The organism is Caballeronia sp. LjRoot31 (assembly GCF_964253885.1).
Lineage (GTDB): Bacteria > Pseudomonadota > Gammaproteobacteria > Burkholderiales > Burkholderiaceae > Caballeronia.
Genome location: NZ_CAXURX020000001.1, coordinates 1,681,714 through 1,698,494, shown reverse-complemented (window position 1 = coordinate 1,698,494; position 16,781 = coordinate 1,681,714). Strand labels below are relative to the sequence as shown.

Genomic DNA, 16,781 nt, shown 5'->3' with positions numbered 1-16,781 from the left:
GCCGGCACTGGTACAGATATAAACGGTCTTGGAGCAGGAGATTGGGATCAGACGGCATTTGGCGTGCGCACCAGCGCGACTGCACGTTCGGCCACGGCTATAGGCAGCGACGCGGCGGCAAGCGGAATCGCCTCGGCCGCGTTGGGATATATGGCGAGTGCATCAGGCAATTCGTCGGTTTCCATAGGCGATAGCTCCCTTGCGTCGCAACAGGCTGCTGTTGCAATCGGCGCCCTCGCCCTTTCATCGGGCGCGCAGTCCACTGCCCTAGGATCGAACGCAACGGCATCTGCCACGGATTCGGTCGCCCTGGGTACGCTTTCGGTTGCCGACCGCGTTGGCACCGTCTCGGTCGGCAATGCCTCGACCAAGCGCCAGATCGTCAACGTTGCAGCCGGCACGCAAACCACCGACGCCGTCAATATCAGCCAGCTCACGCCCGTGCTGAGCGCGCTTGGCGGCGCGGCCGCACTGGGAACCGACGGTTCAATCACTGCGCCGACCTATTCGATCAAAGGTACGAACTACAACAACGTGGGCGACGCGCTGACGGCACTCGCCGCCAGTTCGGGCAGCTCCGGCAAGTATTTCCACGTGAACTCCACGCTTGTGGACTCCGCGGCGACTGGCGCCGAATCCATCGCGATCGGCGGCAAAGCCACCGCGACAGGTGCGGGCGCCACCGCGATCGGTAGCAACGCAGCATCGACCGGCGCGAACGATTCAATTGCCATCGGCGATACGGTGCTGAGCACAGACAACGATGCCGTCAGCATGGGCTCGCAGATCACCAATAACGCCGCAGCTTCTGTTGTGTTGGGCAGCAATGGCGTCACGCTGGATAAAGCGTCGACTCAAAGCGTTTTGCTCGCGCCAGATACGGGTGCGGTGACCAATTCGGCCCACTCATTCTCGTTCAACCCTTACGGCGGAACGGGTACGTCGAATTCGAACGACGCCATCAACCTGTCTGGAACCGTGGCTGACGCGGCTGCAGGAGTAGCGATCGGCTCGAAGTCATCCGTGACGGCAGCCAACGCAGTGGCTCTGGGCGCAACGGCAACGGCCTCGTTTGCGAATTCGGTGGCGCTGGGCTCGAACTCCGCAACGGATCGTGCTAACTCCGTATCCGTAGGTACGTCCACCGGCTTGCGGCAGATCACGTTTGTCGGCAACGGCACGAAAACCAACGACGCCGTTAACATCGGCCAGCTCACCCCTCTTGTGACAGCCCTTGGCGGCGCGGCCGCACTGGGAACCGACGGTTCAATCACTGCACCGACCTATTCGATCAAAGGTACGAACTACAACAACGTGGGCGACGCGCTAGCGGCACTCGCCGCCAGTTCGGGCAGTTCAGGCAAGTATTTCCACGTGAACTCCACGCTTGCCGATTCGTCGGCGACGGGAACCGAATCCGTCGCGATCGGCGGAGCGGCTGCCGCAAACGCCAACGGCGATATTTCAATCGGCGCAAACGCGACGTCGACAGGTAGCAGCGATCCCGCCGCGTCGGCCATTGCTATCGGCGCTAATGCATCAGCCGGTACGGTGCAAGCAGTCGCGCTCGGCACCTCCGCTTCCGCCAGCATGAATGGCGACGTTGCTATTGGCACGCTCGCGCAAGCGACGGGTACCGGCTCATATGGTTCCGCCACGGCAGTGGGTTTCGCGAGCATCGCGGACGGGAAACAGGCTTCCGCTTTGGGTTACCGGGCGACGGCAACGGGCGCAAATTCGGTCGCGCTGGGCTCACGCTCGGTGGCAGACGCTGACAACACGGTATCGGTCGGTTCTTCCAGCTTCCAGCGCAAAATCGTCAACGTCGCAGCAGGCGCACAAGCCAACGACGCCGTCAACGTCAGCCAGCTTCAAAGCGTCACGAGCCTGCTCGGCGGCGGCGCCACACTCAAGAGCGACGGCACCGTAACAGCTCCGTCCTACAGCGTTGCCAGCACGACTTTCAATACGGTAGGCGACGCTATCACCCAGATCGATACCGAACTGAGCAACAAGGTCGCCTACGATACAAGCAACAAAGCGCACATCACATTGGGCGGCGCGGGCACCACGAACCTCGTCACGATTTCGAACGTGAACGCAGGGGCCTTGTCCGCGACCAGCACGGACGCGGTCAACGGTTCCCAACTGAATTCAACGAACCAGAACGTGTCGACTCTTCAAACGTTCGCCACCAATATCAACAACGGTGGCGGCGTCAAGTACTTCCACACGAACTCGACGCTCGCCGATTCAGTCGCGACGGGCGCGGATTCGGTCGCCATTGGCGGCGCGGCGAATGCATCGGCCAAGAACGCAGTGGCGCTCGGTTCGAACTCGGTCGCCGATCGCGATAACTCGGTGTCCGTCGGCGCGGCAGGCAAGGAACGTCAGATCACCAACGTGGCAGCGGGCACGGCTTCCACCGACGCGGTCAACGTAGGCCAATTGACTGCCGTATCGCAGGACGTCACGAATCTCGACAGCTTCGCAATCAAGTACGACACGAACACCGATGGCACGCCGAACTACCAGAAGGTCACGCTCGGCGGTGCCGGCGCCGCGAAGCCGACCAAACTCACCAACCTGACAATCGGCGACCTGAGCTCGACCAGCACGGACGCGATCAACGGCTCGCAACTGTACTCGACCAACCAGCGCGTGGGCTCGCTCGAGACGTTCGAAAGCAATATCAACAACGGTGGCGGCGTCAAGTACTTCCATACGAACTCGACGCTCGCCGATTCAGTCGCGACGGGCGCGGATTCGGTCGCCATTGGCGGCGCGGCGAATGCATCGGCTAAGAACGCGGTGGCGCTCGGTTCGAACTCGGTCGCGGATCGCGATAACTCGGTGTCCGTCGGCGCGGCAGGCAAGGAACGTCAGATCACCAACGTGGCGGCTGGTACGGCATCTACCGACGCAGTCAATGTCGGCCAATTGACTGCCGTATCGCAGAACGTCACGAATCTCGACAGCTTCGCAGTCAAGTACGACACCAACACCGATGGCACGCCGAACTACGAGCAGATCACGCTCGGCGGCACCGCAGCAACGAAACCCACGTTGCTCACGAATCTTGCCAACGGTAAATTGGCCGATGACAGCACGGACGCCGTGAACGGTTCGCAGTTGTACGCGACCAACCAGAATGTGGCCGCACTTCAGGACTTTACGAACAACGTCAACAACGGCGGCGGCATCAAGTACTTCCACACCAACTCCACGCTTGGCGATTCATCGGCAACGGGTACGGATTCGGTGGCGATCGGCGGTGCGGCGCTGTCGTCGGGTAAGAACTCGGTAGCACTCGGTTCGAACTCGGTGGCGGATCGGGACAATACGGTATCGGTCGGCGCAGCGGGCAGCGAACGTCAGGTCACCAACGTGGCGGCTGGTACGGCATCCACGGATGCGGTCAACGTCGGGCAACTCAACGCGGTATCGGGCAGCGTCACGTCGCTTGGCGCAAGCGCGATCAAGTACGACAACAACGCCGACGGAACGCCGGACTACTCCAACGCGACGCTCGGTAACGGCAATGCCGGCACCGCGCTGCACAACGTTGCTGCAGGCACAGGCAGCATGGATGCGGTCAACCTGGGTCAGGTGAACGACCTGATCGGTCAGGTCACCAACATTGCGAACGGCGCATATAACCCGCTCTTCTCCGCCGACGGCGACCGCGACACGGAAATCGCGACAGCCTCCGGCACCCACTCGGTGGCATCGGGCGCAAATGCGATGGCATCCGGTGTGAACGCCGTTGCGTCTGGCGCTACATCAGTGGCTAGCGGCGCCAACTCGGTCGCGGTCGGTTCGAACGCATCGGCCACGGCAAACAACGCAGTTGCGGTGGGCGCGAATGCATCGGCTACGGCGAACAACGCGGTCGCGTTGGGCGCGGGCTCGGTGGCGGATCGTGCCAACGCGGTGTCAGTGGGTACGACAACGGCCGGCGGTCAGCGTCAGATCACGAACGTCGCAGCGGGCACGGACGGCACCGATGCCGTCAACGTGAACCAGATGCAGCAGTCGGTGAACACGGGTGTGAAGTCGGCCAACGGTTATACGGACGCGCTTCGCTCCGACATGAACAGCGGCCTGTCGCTGGCGAACAACCACATCAACAGCGTCGGTGCGATGAGCAGCGCGATGGCGATGATGGCAGGCAGCGCGGCAGCGGTCGCCGACAAGGACAATCGCTTCGCGGCCGGTACGGGTGTGTATCGTAACAAGGCGGCAATCGCGGTCGGTTTCCAGAAGCGCTTTGGCACCAACATGGTCATCACGGTCGGCGGCTCGACGACCGGCGAAGAATCCACGGGAGGCGCAGGCTTCGCGTTTGGATTCTAAGCAACGTCTCAGCAGCTTGGACGCGTAGTTAAAACACGTGTAGTTAAAACGCTCGGCGGCACATCTCTCTAATGAGATTTGCCGCCGAGTTTTTATATACGCTCAACAGTGTGTGAGGCAATGTCGTGCGCTTGTGCCCCACACTTACTCACAGTGTCTTGAGCACTTGAACGCGACGAGCGTCGACCTCCCTCATCAGCCAACGCTGTGCACGATCAGTAACCAAAGCGAAGCAACATGACAAACATGTTGCACTGCAATCAACGTTGTCTTATAATCTTTTTCGCGGGGTGGAGCAGTCTGGCAGCTCGTCGGGCTCATAACCCGAAGGTCGTAGGTTCAAATCCTACCCCCGCAACCAAGGATTAAAAGTCAAAAGCCCGGTTCTCCGGGCTTTTTTCATTTCAGACACGCATGTTGTTTTCAGCATGCTTGCCCCGTGACCAAGGGGTTGTGCCCAGTGCAGCAATACGCGCAATACGTCGCAGCAGTTGCAACGCAAGCGCACAAATTACCCCTTCCACGCGTGGCATAATCGACGGCTCAACCGCTCTGGTAGTCAACGTCAGCCCCATGCGCCGTCGCCTCGTCCGCAAGTTCGGCAGCCTCATCGGATTGCTTGCAATCCTGATGACTGCGCTCGCTCCAGCGGTGTCGCAAGCGCTTGCCTCCGGCGCGCAGCCCGAGACAATCCTGAGCGCGTTCTGCTCGGCGGGTTCCCAAGCCGCACAGGCCGGCACGAATCATCCCATCCCTTCGCAGCACTCCGCCGCAGGTCATTGGGACGCGTGCGGTTACTGCAATCTCGCGGCGCATTCACCCGCGGCGCCACCTTGCGCAGGCGCATATCAAGCACGCGCGACATCGGGGCCTCTACCCTATAACACCCGTGCCCAGGTCTTCCCTCCTTATGCACCTGTCTTCGCTGCACAGCCTCGTGCTCCGCCAGTCTTCGTCTGATTCTTCTTCGCACCGCCGCCGGCTGCACAGCCGGTACTCAGCATTCGCGTCACCCGGATCGACAGGATCAAACAGGATCAGCATGAACACGTCCCCCGCAAGCATGATCAAGCATGGCGGGCTTACCGCCCTGCTTCTCGCCACCGCACAACTCGCTTTTGCGCATGCGCATCCGACGCAGCAAACGCCCGCACCCGATGCAACCGTCGATGCACCGCATCAAGTAGCCATCGATTTCACGGAAGGTCTTGAACCGGCATTCAGCACCCTGAGCGTGGTCGATGCAGCCGGCAAGCAGGTCAACAACGCGAAATCGGCTGTCGATGTGAACAACAAGAAACATATGAGCGTCGCGCTCGGCGATCTCAAGACGGGTGCTTATCAAGTGGAATGGACAGCCGTGGCCGACGACGGCCATCGCACGCAAGGCCATTACCTGTTCAACGTAAAGTGAGCTCACTATGAAAACCAACACACTGATTCACGCAGGTTTGCTGTCCGTATGCGCCCTGGCGGCGTCCGGCGTACAAGCCGCAATGCTCGAAGCGCACGATTGCTGGATCCGCTCCATGCCGGCAAACCTGCCGTCGTCGGGCTACTTCGTGGTATCGAATAACGGCGATAAACCCGCCACGCTCACCGGCGCCGAAACGCCCGCGTTCGGCATGGCGATGCTGCATAAATCGACGAGCAACGGCAGCACATCGACCATGTCGATGGTCGAATCCGCCGAGGTGCCCGCGCACGGTACGCTCGCGTTCGCCCCGAGCGGTTACCACCTGATGCTCGAGGATGCACCCAAGCCTGTGAAAGTCGGTTCCACGATCCCGTTGAAACTGACGTTCGCGGATCAGTCGAGCATCGAGACGACATGCGCGGTGAAACCAGCGTCTACGTTAGGCAAATAACTTCGCGGCAGTAACAAAAAAAGGCGCGCCGCAATCGGATTGCGGCGCGCCTTTTTTTGCTTTGCCTTCGCAAAAACGATCAATACGGCATATCGTCGAAAGGATCCATTACCGCCTCACGCCGCACTTGCTTTAGCCAAAGCTTGAGCTGCTTGATGTCTTCAAACGCGAGCAGATCCCGCTCCAGCGCATGCACGCTTTCCCGAAGCGCGGCCATGTCACTCACCAGATCGCGCACGATCACGCCCGGAGAGACCATAGCAAATGGCTCGATTCCATAGCTATGTTTGAAATTACCTTCGACGTGAGCGATCTCCTGATCCAGTTCGTCGATCTGTTCCTTCAAAATCTTGTTGTAGTGCTTTAACCGGTCTTCACTGATGTTGTTGATCGCGTGCTGATCGATGTGTTCAAGTTCCAACTGAAGTTCCAGCAACTGCAGCAGATTGTTGTTGCTGTAGGCTTTATTCACGCGTTGCATCAGCGCCGTTTTCCGTTCGCGCTCCTGCGAATCGGACTCACGATCGGGATGCAAGGCACTAGCCAGTTTGCGGTACAACTCTCGAATAGACAGGCTGATCTGTGCCTGCTCGGCTTCCTCGCGCGCCTCCGCGGCAATCTGCTTGGCCGTCTTTTTCCGCTTGGCGCGACGCTCTTCCTGAGCCTCGTTTTCAGCGGACTCCTGCGCCTCGCGCTGCTCCATCTCTTGTTGCACACGACGCAACAAGTCTTCAGGCGAGCTCATGTCCACATCGTCGCCCAGCTCGACACCGAGCATTCTTTCCATCACCAGTTTCATGTCGTCCAGTTCGGCGGCGGCCTCGAGGTCGTAATCGGACTGGCTGTGCTTGTTGTATAGCGCCTTTAATTGCGCATCGTCGCGTTGCGCAGCAAGACTACCCGCCAGGTCAACGATCAGGTCCGACACCAGACGGCGTTCCGTTTTGGTCAGTCCCTTCTGGTCGCACGCCTGATCGAGACGATGCACCATCTTGACCTGCAAATCACCGAGGGTCTGCTCGAGCGGCGTAAATTCATTGACATATTTCTGATGGAAAGCGGGCACGGCCGCTTCCCACGCACTCAGCCGGGCACGCCGTTTTTCAATCTGTTTGATCAGCGTATTGAACGCCTTCTGTCCCTTGGACAGGTTAGGTTTGTCGTGATCCGCGGCAATGCCAACGGATTTGACGCTCGTCTTCGTCATGGCGTGCATATCCTCCGATTGATAGAAAAACGCGCGTTTCGTATTTTAACCAAGGCTCGTTGCGACCGCCCCGGCTTTTTGGTCGCGCGCGAGCGTGCAGAAGCACCGCAGGCTCGATGTTCGAACGCGGCGACGCTAGTCACATAAGTCCGGCGTTAGCATGGCGGCCTATAAAAACCGCTACGGGCTGCGTCACGTCCGTAGCGGCTCTATGTATATCCAACCCGCTCAGTGTCCCTTGAAGAGATTCATGATCTCCTGACGCTCGGCCGGGTTCACGCTGGGCGGCGGCACGCTCGGAGGCGTCATTCCGCCAGGACCGACACCGCCGACCGCATCGCTGGCACCTTCAATCGGATTCGCTGAATCCACACCGATGCTCGCGACAAAACCATTGCCCGGCGTCTTGTCGGCATAGAACAATTCACCGTCGATACTCGTCAAACCATCGGGCATCGCCATGGATTGTTGCGGAACATTGGCAAGCGCCCGTTGCATGAACTCCACCCAGATCGGCAACGCAAGTTGCGCGCCAAACTCACGGCCGCCGAGCGACTTCGGCTGGTCGTAGCCCATCCACGCAATCGCCACGAGTTGATGCTGGTAACCCGCGAACCAGCCGTCCTTCGCGTCGTTGGTCGTACCGGTCTTGCCCTGCAGATCGTTACGCTTGAGCACGTTGGTACCCGCGCCCGTCCCACCCGTCGCGACCGAATGCAGCAGGCTGTTCATGATGTACGCGTTGCGCGGTTCGAGCGTTTGCGGCGCATTGCTGCCGGCAATCAGCGGATTGGCACGCGAGATCACCGTGCCGTGGGCATCGGCTACTTCACCGATCAGGTACGGATTGATCCGCGAACCACCGTTGGCGAACACGGAATATCCACCCGCCAGTTGCAGCGGCGTGACGAGACCGGCGCCTAGCGCGAGCGGCAAGTACGGCGGGGTCTTGTCGGCATCGAAACCGAACTTCTGTGTGACGTAATCCTGCGCGTACTTCGTGCCGATGTACGAAAGGATCCGGATCGACACGAGGTTCTTCGACTTCTGCAAGGCCGTGCGCATGGACATGGGACCATCAGGCTGGTCGTCGTCCTTCGGCTCCCATGCGTCGCCACCCGGCGTAGTCGGCGGGAAATACAGCGGTGCGTCGTTGATGATGGTTGCCGGTCCAAGACCCTTTTCCAGTGACGCGGAATAAATGAATGGCTTGAAGCTCGACCCCGGCTGGCGCCACGCTTGCGTGACATGATTGAACTTGTTCTTGTTGTAATCGAAGCCGCCGACCAGCGCGCGAATCGCTCCGTCCTGCGGCACGAGCGAAACCAGCGCGCCCTCGACTTGCGGCAACTGCGTGATGCTCCAGTTGCCCTTCGCGTCCTGCACCACGCGCACGATGGAACCCGGCTTGATCCGCACCGCCGCCGATGCATTGCTGCGCAAACCGGCTGCGACGAAACGCAAGCCGTCGCCGGTCACAGTCGCCGGATCGGCGTTGACGAACGTCACGACCACCTGCTTCGCATTCACCGACGTCACCACGCCCGCGATCAGATCGCCGTTGTCGGGGTGATCGGCAAGCGCATCGTCAATCGCTTCGTCGCGGTCATCCTGGTTCGGCGGCAGATTGACGAACCCTTCCGGCCCGCGATACCCGTGGCGCCGCTCGTAATCCATCACGCCCTTGCGCACGGCGTTATACGCAGCTTCCTGATCGGCAGAATCGATGGTCGTGGTCACCGAAAAGCCCCGCGTGTATGTGTCGTCGCGGTATTGCGCGTACATCATCTGCCGCACCATTTCCGCCACATATTCCGCGTGCACGCTGTATTCCGTGCCCGACACACGCGCATGTATTTCTTCGGCGCTGGCCTGGTCGAATTGCGCTTGCGTGATGAAGTTCAAATCGAGCATGCGCTTCAGGATATATTGCTGACGCACCTTCGCCCGCTTCGGATTGACAACCGGGTTATACGCCGATGGCGCCTTCGGCAAGCCTGCGAGCATCGCGCATTCGGCGAGGGTCAGGTCCTTGAGGTCCTTGCCGAAATACACCCGCGCCGCCGATGCAAACCCATACGCCCGCTCGCCCAGATAAATCTGGTTCATGTACAACTCGAGAATCTGATCCTTGGTCAGCGCGCGTTCGATCTTGTAGGCAAGCAGCATTTCGTAGATCTTGCGCGTGTAGGTCTTCTCGCTTGAGAGGAAGAAGTTACGCGCGACCTGCATGGTGATCGTGCTCGCGCCTTGCGACGCGCCGCCGTGCATGATGTCGCTCAAGCCCGCCCGCGCAATGCCGATGAAATCGACGCCGCCGTGCTCGTAGAAGCGGTAATCCTCGATCGCGAGGACGGCCTTCTTCATCTGGTCGGGGATCTCGTCGAAGCGCGCGATCCGGCGCCGCTCCTCGCCGAATTCGCCGATCAGCACGTGATCCGCGGTATAGATCCGCAACGGCACTTTAGGTTGATAGTCGGTCAGCGCATCGAGCGACGGCAGGTTCGGCCCCATCACCACCAGCGCATAACCGATGATCAGCGCGCCGATGATGGCCGCGACGGCGAACAACCCGATGAACCACAACACGATGCGCAATGCGATCGAGGGTCCGGCTGAAGACTTGGCGGTAGGTTGACGGTAACGATTGGGACCATCTTGATCCCGGTCATCGCGTGGAGCGTTCGAGGAATTCGGTCGTTTGATGATTGGCATGACTTGGATTGAACGGTGCGCCGCTAAGGCGCCCGGTGCGCAACGCCATGAAACCGCGTAACGATAAATGTTGGGGTGAGCGAAAGCCGTGGCCAGCTCCGCCGTGTAGCCGATGTGTAGCGCGGCAGTCTGATCGAGCCGTGGAAGCGCTCATATAAGCACTTCCATGGAAATGGTTCCAGACTGCTGCGTCGCGTGCCGTTGCCCCCGGACTGGCTGCGCGTTCCTGCGAATGGGCCGTTATCGCATTGTAAGAAAAACTGCAACACTGGCGGCCCCGCGCAGAATAACAGCGCATTTTAAAGAATTCGAGCGCCGAGCACCGGCAGTGACAGGATTTTTTTGTAAGTAAATCCCGTGTAATGGGCTGCTGTGACAGGCAAGGTCCGTCAAGGTGAGGCGTCCTGATGCCATCGGGCGGCGGTAGCACCATTATCTCAATATTGCAAGCCGTTGATGCGGGTAGCGTCTGAAGCGCGGCTCGGGGAATGTGTCCGTGCGCCACGAGAAGTTGGCAAACCGATATGATGGAAACGTTGGTTGCGTGGTTTGGCGTACCGCCGCACACGCCAAAAGCGCATCAAATGGTGTTGCCCGTGTCGGACATCGACCGTTCGGACTTGCCCAGCCCTGCTTGCGAGGCGCTCATGACTACCAAACCCAGCGAACGCATTGTTGTTTTTGTCACTCCGGCGCAGAAACTTGCGATCACCAGCACCGCCAGCGGCCTTGGCGTCAGCGTCAGTGAACTCATGCGGCGCGCCGTATTGAGCTTCAACGCGACTAGCGAACAGGTGAAGGCAGCCAGTCTTGTGGACCGGCTGCGTGCGCCGAAAACACCCGACCCTCTGAATGTTGCGCTGCGGCAAGTTGCTGAACGGGCTGCCGCGCGCGAGGCCCGGGACGCCGCACAGGTCGCCAAAGTGGCCAGCAAACGCACGTTGGCCGCCGAAGGACCTAAGCCTTTGAGCACGCTTGAACCGGAAACAGACGACCTCCTGTCGCAAACCTGCAATTCCGGGGAAGACCTGAGTGCGTCGGATGAATCAGACGAAGACGCATCGTTTTCCGGGCGCTCCTGAAAAGTCGGCCCGGCAAGCCGGCTCTGCTGTCCAGTCGAGTGGGATCGCACGAGTGGTAATAGCGACCGCAACGGCCGAAGCGATGGCGGTTGCTACCCTGCACGCACGCCTATGAGCACGAGTGCCGTGCTCCAGCCTTTTGGCGTGACGAGGCTGGTGAGGTCATACGTGGCATACCCGACGATACCGAACACCGTTCCGTTCACCAGTCCGCGCATGGCGCGCTGGCCCGGTAACGCCCGGCCGGCAATGTAGATCACATAGAAAACGCCGCCGCGCTGAGGTGGGTTTCGAGAATAACGATTCACCTGTCTCCCGCTGATACAACTTCCGTGAAATCACGCCATGCCAGAGGGTATCGAGGATAAGGAAAACGACTGCTGTAACGATAAACGCAACGATAAGCATCTTCGACGTAGCCGATCCGTTCTCAATTCCTTCAAAAACTTGAATTTCCGCTGCGGCACTCGCTAAATCAACCGCATGGTGTACCGTTAAGATAAAGCCGTTAAGCCCGGTTTAAGTCGTTGCATGGTTTAATAACCCGGGCAAAATCTGGACGCTGCGCGCACGAAAGCATGAGTAACAAGGTTCATGCACCGTCAGCCAAACCCGCTTTTAATGCGCGGATTCCCGCTTCGCAACAAAGTGTATCGGCGAGCTTGTAATCCGTGCGCCCGGCCCGATTTATCCGACGCGCGACGCCGTGGGCGCCGCGCTTAATCAAACGTTGGCGAACATTCACAGAATGTTCATCGAACGTTGCTGCCTGGCAGCCGACTTCATTTCCAGGAGGAAACTCATGTCGCTTTTGGATTCCATCTCGCGCACCGTCAAGGGCCTGCTGAACGACGCCGCCGACACCGTGCAGGACCCGTCGCGGGACGCTCGCCAGATCGTGCGCGAACTCGACGACAGCATCGCGAAGGCCGAGAACTCGCTGATCGAAATCGAGGCGCAGGTCGCCACGCAACAAAGCAAGCGCGATGTTGCCGCCGAAAAGGCGAAGAAGTATGAAGACGGCGCCAAGCGCGCGCTGCAAAGCGGCGATGAAGCCCTTGCCCGCGAAGCGCTGGGTGCGCAGGCAAACGCCGAAACTGAACGCGATGCACTGGCCGCCGAGTTGGTGACCCTGGTGCCGTCGGTGGATCATTTGAAGCAGCAGATCAACGACATGCGCCAGCGGCGCAACGAGCTCAACTCGCGTTCGAACATCCTTCAGGCCAAGCAGCAGATTGCAACGGCGAAAGATGTCGCGGCAACGGCGCTGGGCGGGATCGGCGGGAAGAACCTGTCGGAAGACTTTCAGAAGCTGGAAGACAAGGTCCAGCTATCGAATGCCCGCTCGGACGCACGGCTGAACTCGGCTGATGAGAAGAGCGGCAAGGGGCTCGAAGACAAACTCGCGGCGCTCACGCGTGGCCCGTCTGTCGAAGACCGCCTGGAAGCACTCAAGAAACAGATCAACACGCCGGCGCAGTAAAGTCTCGCTTAAACCGATACGCAAGCCGGCGCGAAGGTTTTGCGCCGGCCGGTGATTAAGCGGGACCAAGGCTTGCGCCCTTCGGGGCGAACGCCTGACAGCGTGAACCGGCAATGAGGGCAACCTCAAGTCTGCGCGCGGTCAAAGGCGCAGTGAACGGCGCAATACGGCGGTTCGCTGCGAGCAGCATTGGGGTATTGCATCGAAATGTCGCATGGAATGGAGACGGGTGCGAACGCCCCGGTCCGCAAATGAAAAAATATGTGATGGCTGTAGTTGCATCGCTGATGCTGGTTTCGGCAACGGCCTTCGCTGCTGTGCCAAGCGCCGGCCAGATCGAGCAGTCGATGACGCAAGGCAACTGGAGCCAGGCTGACGCCCAGTTGAACGAAGTGCTGCAGGCGCATCCGAACAATGCGAAGGCACACTATTTGTACGCGCAAGTGCTCGACCGCGAAGGCCGTTCTTCCGACGCGCTCGCTCAGGTTCAACAAGCGCGCACGCTCGACCCTGCCATTAAATTCACCGATCCGTCGCGCTTCAACGCCATGGAAGCGCGCATCCGCTCGGATGCGAACCGGGTGAATTCATCGGCTAATACATCTAATACGTCTAACTCGACGTCTACCTCGGTCACGCGCAATCCGTTCAATCAAGGCGCCGTGGCAGCTCCCGAAAGACATGGGCCTTCAATGGGCATGTGGGTGTTGCTCGCGGTCCTGTTCGTCGGGATTGCGCTGGTGCTGCGTTGGGGTCTGAAACGCGCGCGTTCGAACGACGACGGCCAGGCCGACGCCGATCGCCGCACGCAACTCAAGCGCGCGACCGAACTGCTCAATGACGTCCGGTCGCTGAAGCTCGACGTGCGTTTGTCGACGCAACCGGGGCATGAAGCGATGCTTCAGGAAGTCGAAGGCATCGAAACTCAGCTTCGCCAGATGGTCGAAGCGCTGTCCAATTCGAAAAACCCCGTCCCACCCTACGCGATCGAAGATCTGGCGAACCAGATCGACAGCGTGCGGGCACGTTCGGAAGGCCGGCCCGATCCGCGCACGACCGCGGCCCCGGCAAGCGCCGACGGCCAGTCAGTTTATGCGCAGGAAGCCGAGCGGTTTGGGCGCAATCCGCAAGGGCAGCCGCCCTATTCGCCTTATCCGCAACAACAGCCGCCGGTCATCGTGCAGCAAGGCGGTGGTTTGGGTGGCGGAATGGGCGGATTGCTGACTGGCGTGTTGCTCGGCGAGGCGATGTCCGGCGGCAACCGTGAGCGGGTGATCGAGCGCGAAGTGCCGGTCGATGACGATGAATTGCGCCGTCGTCGCGGTAACGACGACAACAACAACGGTGGCGGACTCGATTTTGGCAATGGCTCGAACGACTGGAGCGACAATGGCGGCGGCGGCGTCGATGTGGGCAGTAACGATTCCGGCAACTGGGACAACTCCTGAACCGACTGCAGGCTGAATGTTAAAAAGCTCCGAACGAATCTGATTGATTCGTTCGGAGCTTTTTTATTGGCACCGTAAATCTGTCGAAGAGCGGGCCCTCATCCGCCCCCGAGAAAGCGCAGCAACGCCCACAGGAATTTGAAGAATCCCACTACAAATTCCCAGATGCGCTCAAGTTGATCCCAGTTCGCGACACGCATGAGTGCCTCGAAAATCATGTCGACTGGGTGCGCTGCACGATGCGCAGCGATGCGGATAAAAACGATGGGTGGCAATGTAAGCAAAACAGCGAGTCAAGGTTCATGACCCGCATGATAGCCGTTACAAATCACTGCCGTAGATAACGTCCCTTTACGTCCCCTTACGCCGCGTTACCGCTTTCTGGCTCGATTTCGTCGGTAAGCGCTTCTTCCAGCCGCTTGAAGATCCGCTTGGTCGCGCCTCGGGCATGCAGCGCGAATAAAAGCAGCGATCGTCCGGTTACCTGGTAGGTCGCGCCCGAATCGAAGTCTTCAAGCTCTTCGCGGATCGGCGCATTGGTGTCGATCAGGCAACTCCACTGATCGCTGCCGGGAATCTCGGGCAAAGTCAGGTCCACCACGTCGTGATGCGCATTGATCACGATCAGCAGCGTGGCATCCGATGCGGGACGGCGAATGCCCGTTGCCTGCGCGCGGCCGTCGATCACCAGCCCGAAGCAGCGCATCGACGGATCGTCCCATTGTTCCGGCGTCAGTTCCTCGCCCGATGGGCTCAGCCATTTCACGTCGCAGAGTTGCAGGTCTTCGTGGAACTCGCCCGTCAGGAAACGTCCGCGACGCAGCACCGGCAACGTGTGCCGCAAGGTCGTGAGCTTGCGCACGAAGTCGTTCAGCGCACGGCCGTCGTCGTCGATGTCCCAGTTGACCCAACTGATGTCGCCGTCCTGGCAATACGCGTTGTTGTTGCCCTGTTGCGTGCGGCCGAATTCATCGCCGGCAAGGATCATCGGCGTGCCTTGCGAGAACAGCAAGGTCGCCAGCATGTTGCGTTTCTGGCGTTCACGCAGTGCGCGGATTTCGGGGTCGTCGGTCGGACCTTCCGCACCGCAATTCCACGAGCGGTTGTCGGAGCTGCCGTCCTTGTTGTCTTCGCCGTTTGCCTCATTGTGCTTCTCGTTGTACGAGACGAGGTCGTTCAGCGTAAAACCGTCGTGCGCCGTGATGAAGTTCACGCTCGCCCACGGACGGCGGCCGCGATGGTTGAATTTATCGCCGGAACCGGTGATACGCGTAGCCAACTCTGCCGCCACGCCCTCTTCGCCCTTCCAGAACTCGCGCACGGTATCCCGGAATTTGTCGTTCCACTCGGCCCAGCCCGGCGGGAAACCACCGACCTGATATCCGCCGGGACCGCAATCCCAAGGCTCGGCGATCAGCTTCACGCTGGAGAGGATCGGGTCCTGGCGGCAACTGTCGAGGAACCCGCCGCCTTCGTCGAAACCATACGTCTCGCGGCCGAGGATAGTGGCAAGATCAAAGCGGAAACCGTCCACGTTCATCTCGGTGACCCAGTAGCGCAGGCTGTCGGTGACCATCTGCAGCACGCGCGGATGCGACAGGTTGAGCGTATTGCCCGTGCCGGTATCGTTGATGTAATAACGCTTGTCGTCGGGCAACCGGTAGTACGAAGCGTTGTCGATACCCTTGAACGACAACGTCGGCCCGCGCTCGTTGCCTTCGGCGGTGTGGTTGTAGACCACGTCGAGAATGATCTCGAGGCCGGCTTCGTGGAAGCGGTCGATCATCTGCTTGAGTTCCGCGACCGCGCCCGGGCCTTGCGCAAAGAAACGCGGATCGGCGGCGAAAAAGCCGATCGTGTTGTAGCCCCAGTAGTTGGTGAGACCCTGGTCGGTGAGATGGCTGTCGTCCACGAACGCTTGAATGGGCAGCAATTCAACCGATGTCACCCCCAGGCTCTTGATGTGCTCGATCACTTCCTTCGTGCCCAATCCCTCGAATGTGCCGCGCAAATGCTCGGGTACAGCCGGGTGGCGTTTTGTGTAACCGCGCACGTGGGTTTCGTAGAAGATGGTCTGTTCCCAAGGGACGCGAACGCGCGTCGGGTGGACCCACGAAAAGCTCTGGTCGACCACCTGGCACTTTTGCACGAACGGCGCGCTGTCGCGTTCGTCGAACGTGAGGTCGTCGCCGTCCGCATTCAGCGTGTAGCCGAATACCGCCGGGTCCCACTTCAGCTCACCCACGTGCGCCTTCGCGTACGGGTCGAGCAACAGCTTGTTCGGATTGAAACGATGCCCGTTCTCCGGCTCATAAGGACCATGCACGCGATACCCATAGACCGCGCCCGGTTTCAAACCGAATAGATAAACGTGGAAAACTTCATCGGTATATTCAGGCAATTCGATGCGTTCCAGTTCCTTCTCGCCGGTGTCATCGAAGAGGCACAGCTCGACTTTCGTGGCGTTCGCGGAGAACAGGGCGAAGTTGACGCCCTCGCCGTCCCACGTCGCGCCCAAGGGAAACGGCGAGCCTTCGGCAATGCGGATATCGTGTGCCATGTATACGGGTGTCCAGGTGTTGGATGCTTCAATCAATATGTGATGATGCTTCAATGCGCCGA

General features: G+C 59.9%; 12 protein-coding genes, 1 tRNA gene and 1 pseudogene. 9 read left to right on the top strand and 5 right to left on the bottom strand.

Going from position 1 to position 16,781, the window contains the following annotated elements:
- Positions 1-63: 63 nt before the first annotated feature.
- From ACSQ8V_RS07445 to ACSQ8V_RS07425, 5 genes are all read left to right on the top strand, one after another.
- Complete coding sequence (locus ACSQ8V_RS07445; protein WP_436206611.1) at positions 64-4,356, top strand: beta strand repeat-containing protein; 4,293 nt, start codon at positions 64-66, stop codon at positions 4,354-4,356.
- 284 nt (positions 4,357-4,640) lie between these two features.
- A tRNA-Met gene (locus tag ACSQ8V_RS07440) sits at positions 4,641-4,717 on the top strand.
- 212 nt (positions 4,718-4,929) lie between these two features.
- Positions 4,930-5,316, top strand: a complete 387-nt coding sequence (locus ACSQ8V_RS07435) for a DUF2946 domain-containing protein (RefSeq protein ID WP_213764056.1) — start codon at positions 4,930-4,932, stop codon at positions 5,314-5,316.
- A gap of 82 nt (positions 5,317-5,398) precedes the next feature.
- Complete coding sequence (gene copC, locus ACSQ8V_RS07430; RefSeq protein ID WP_436205333.1) at positions 5,399-5,770, top strand: copper homeostasis periplasmic binding protein CopC; 372 nt, start codon at positions 5,399-5,401, stop codon at positions 5,768-5,770.
- Positions 5,771-5,777: 7 nt separating this feature from the next.
- Positions 5,778-6,224, top strand: coding sequence for a copper chaperone PCu(A)C (locus ACSQ8V_RS07425; RefSeq protein ID WP_436181335.1), 447 nt, complete (start codon positions 5,778-5,780; stop codon positions 6,222-6,224).
- Between the two features lie 79 nt (positions 6,225-6,303).
- Here the strand turns inward: ACSQ8V_RS07425 and ACSQ8V_RS07420 are convergent, their stop codons facing one another.
- On the bottom strand, positions 6,304-7,152 hold the full coding sequence (locus ACSQ8V_RS07420; RefSeq protein ID WP_436205332.1) for a J domain-containing protein: 849 nt from the start codon (positions 7,150-7,152) through the stop codon (positions 6,304-6,306).
- A 54-nt stretch (positions 7,153-7,206) separates the two neighbouring features.
- On the opposite strand from ACSQ8V_RS07420, the gene ACSQ8V_RS07415 reads away from it, so the two are divergent.
- Positions 7,207-7,578, top strand: a complete 372-nt coding sequence (locus tag ACSQ8V_RS07415; RefSeq protein ID WP_436205331.1) for a hypothetical protein — start codon at positions 7,207-7,209, stop codon at positions 7,576-7,578.
- Between the two features lie 81 nt (positions 7,579-7,659).
- Here the strand turns inward: ACSQ8V_RS07415 and ACSQ8V_RS07410 are convergent, their stop codons facing one another.
- Positions 7,660-10,146 (bottom strand): penicillin-binding protein 1A, encoded by a 2,487-nt coding sequence (locus ACSQ8V_RS07410; RefSeq protein WP_436205330.1) that lies wholly within the window; start codon positions 10,144-10,146, stop codon positions 7,660-7,662.
- A 647-nt stretch (positions 10,147-10,793) separates the two neighbouring features.
- Here ACSQ8V_RS07410 and ACSQ8V_RS07405 point away from each other — a divergent pair.
- Positions 10,794-11,228, top strand: a complete 435-nt coding sequence (locus ACSQ8V_RS07405) for a hypothetical protein (RefSeq protein WP_213764145.1) — start codon at positions 10,794-10,796, stop codon at positions 11,226-11,228.
- Positions 11,229-11,320: 92 nt separating this feature from the next.
- On the opposite strand, the gene ACSQ8V_RS07400 is transcribed toward ACSQ8V_RS07405, so the two are convergent.
- Both ACSQ8V_RS07400 and ACSQ8V_RS07395 read right to left on the bottom strand, forming a co-directional pair.
- Positions 11,321-11,536: a DUF2177 family protein gene (locus ACSQ8V_RS07400; protein ID WP_436205329.1), complete on the bottom strand. Its 216-nt coding sequence runs from the start codon at positions 11,534-11,536 to the stop codon at positions 11,321-11,323.
- A gap of 31 nt (positions 11,537-11,567) precedes the next feature.
- Positions 11,568-11,636: pseudogene (locus tag ACSQ8V_RS07395) on the bottom strand (hypothetical protein); the annotation flags it as partial.
- Positions 11,637-12,030: 394 nt separating this feature from the next.
- On the opposite strand from ACSQ8V_RS07395, the gene ACSQ8V_RS07390 reads away from it, so the two are divergent.
- Entirely contained in the window at positions 12,031-12,711 is a 681-nt protein-coding gene (locus tag ACSQ8V_RS07390) for a PspA/IM30 family protein (RefSeq protein ID WP_213764062.1), read from the top strand.
- 251 nt (positions 12,712-12,962) lie between these two features.
- Positions 12,963-14,159: a tetratricopeptide repeat protein gene (locus tag ACSQ8V_RS07385; RefSeq protein ID WP_436205328.1), complete on the top strand. Its 1,197-nt coding sequence runs from the start codon at positions 12,963-12,965 to the stop codon at positions 14,157-14,159.
- A 361-nt stretch (positions 14,160-14,520) separates the two neighbouring features.
- On the opposite strand, the gene glgX is transcribed toward ACSQ8V_RS07385, so the two are convergent.
- Complete coding sequence (gene glgX, locus ACSQ8V_RS07380; protein ID WP_213764064.1) at positions 14,521-16,719, bottom strand: glycogen debranching protein GlgX; 2,199 nt, start codon at positions 16,717-16,719, stop codon at positions 14,521-14,523.
- Positions 16,720-16,781 lie beyond the last annotated feature (62 nt).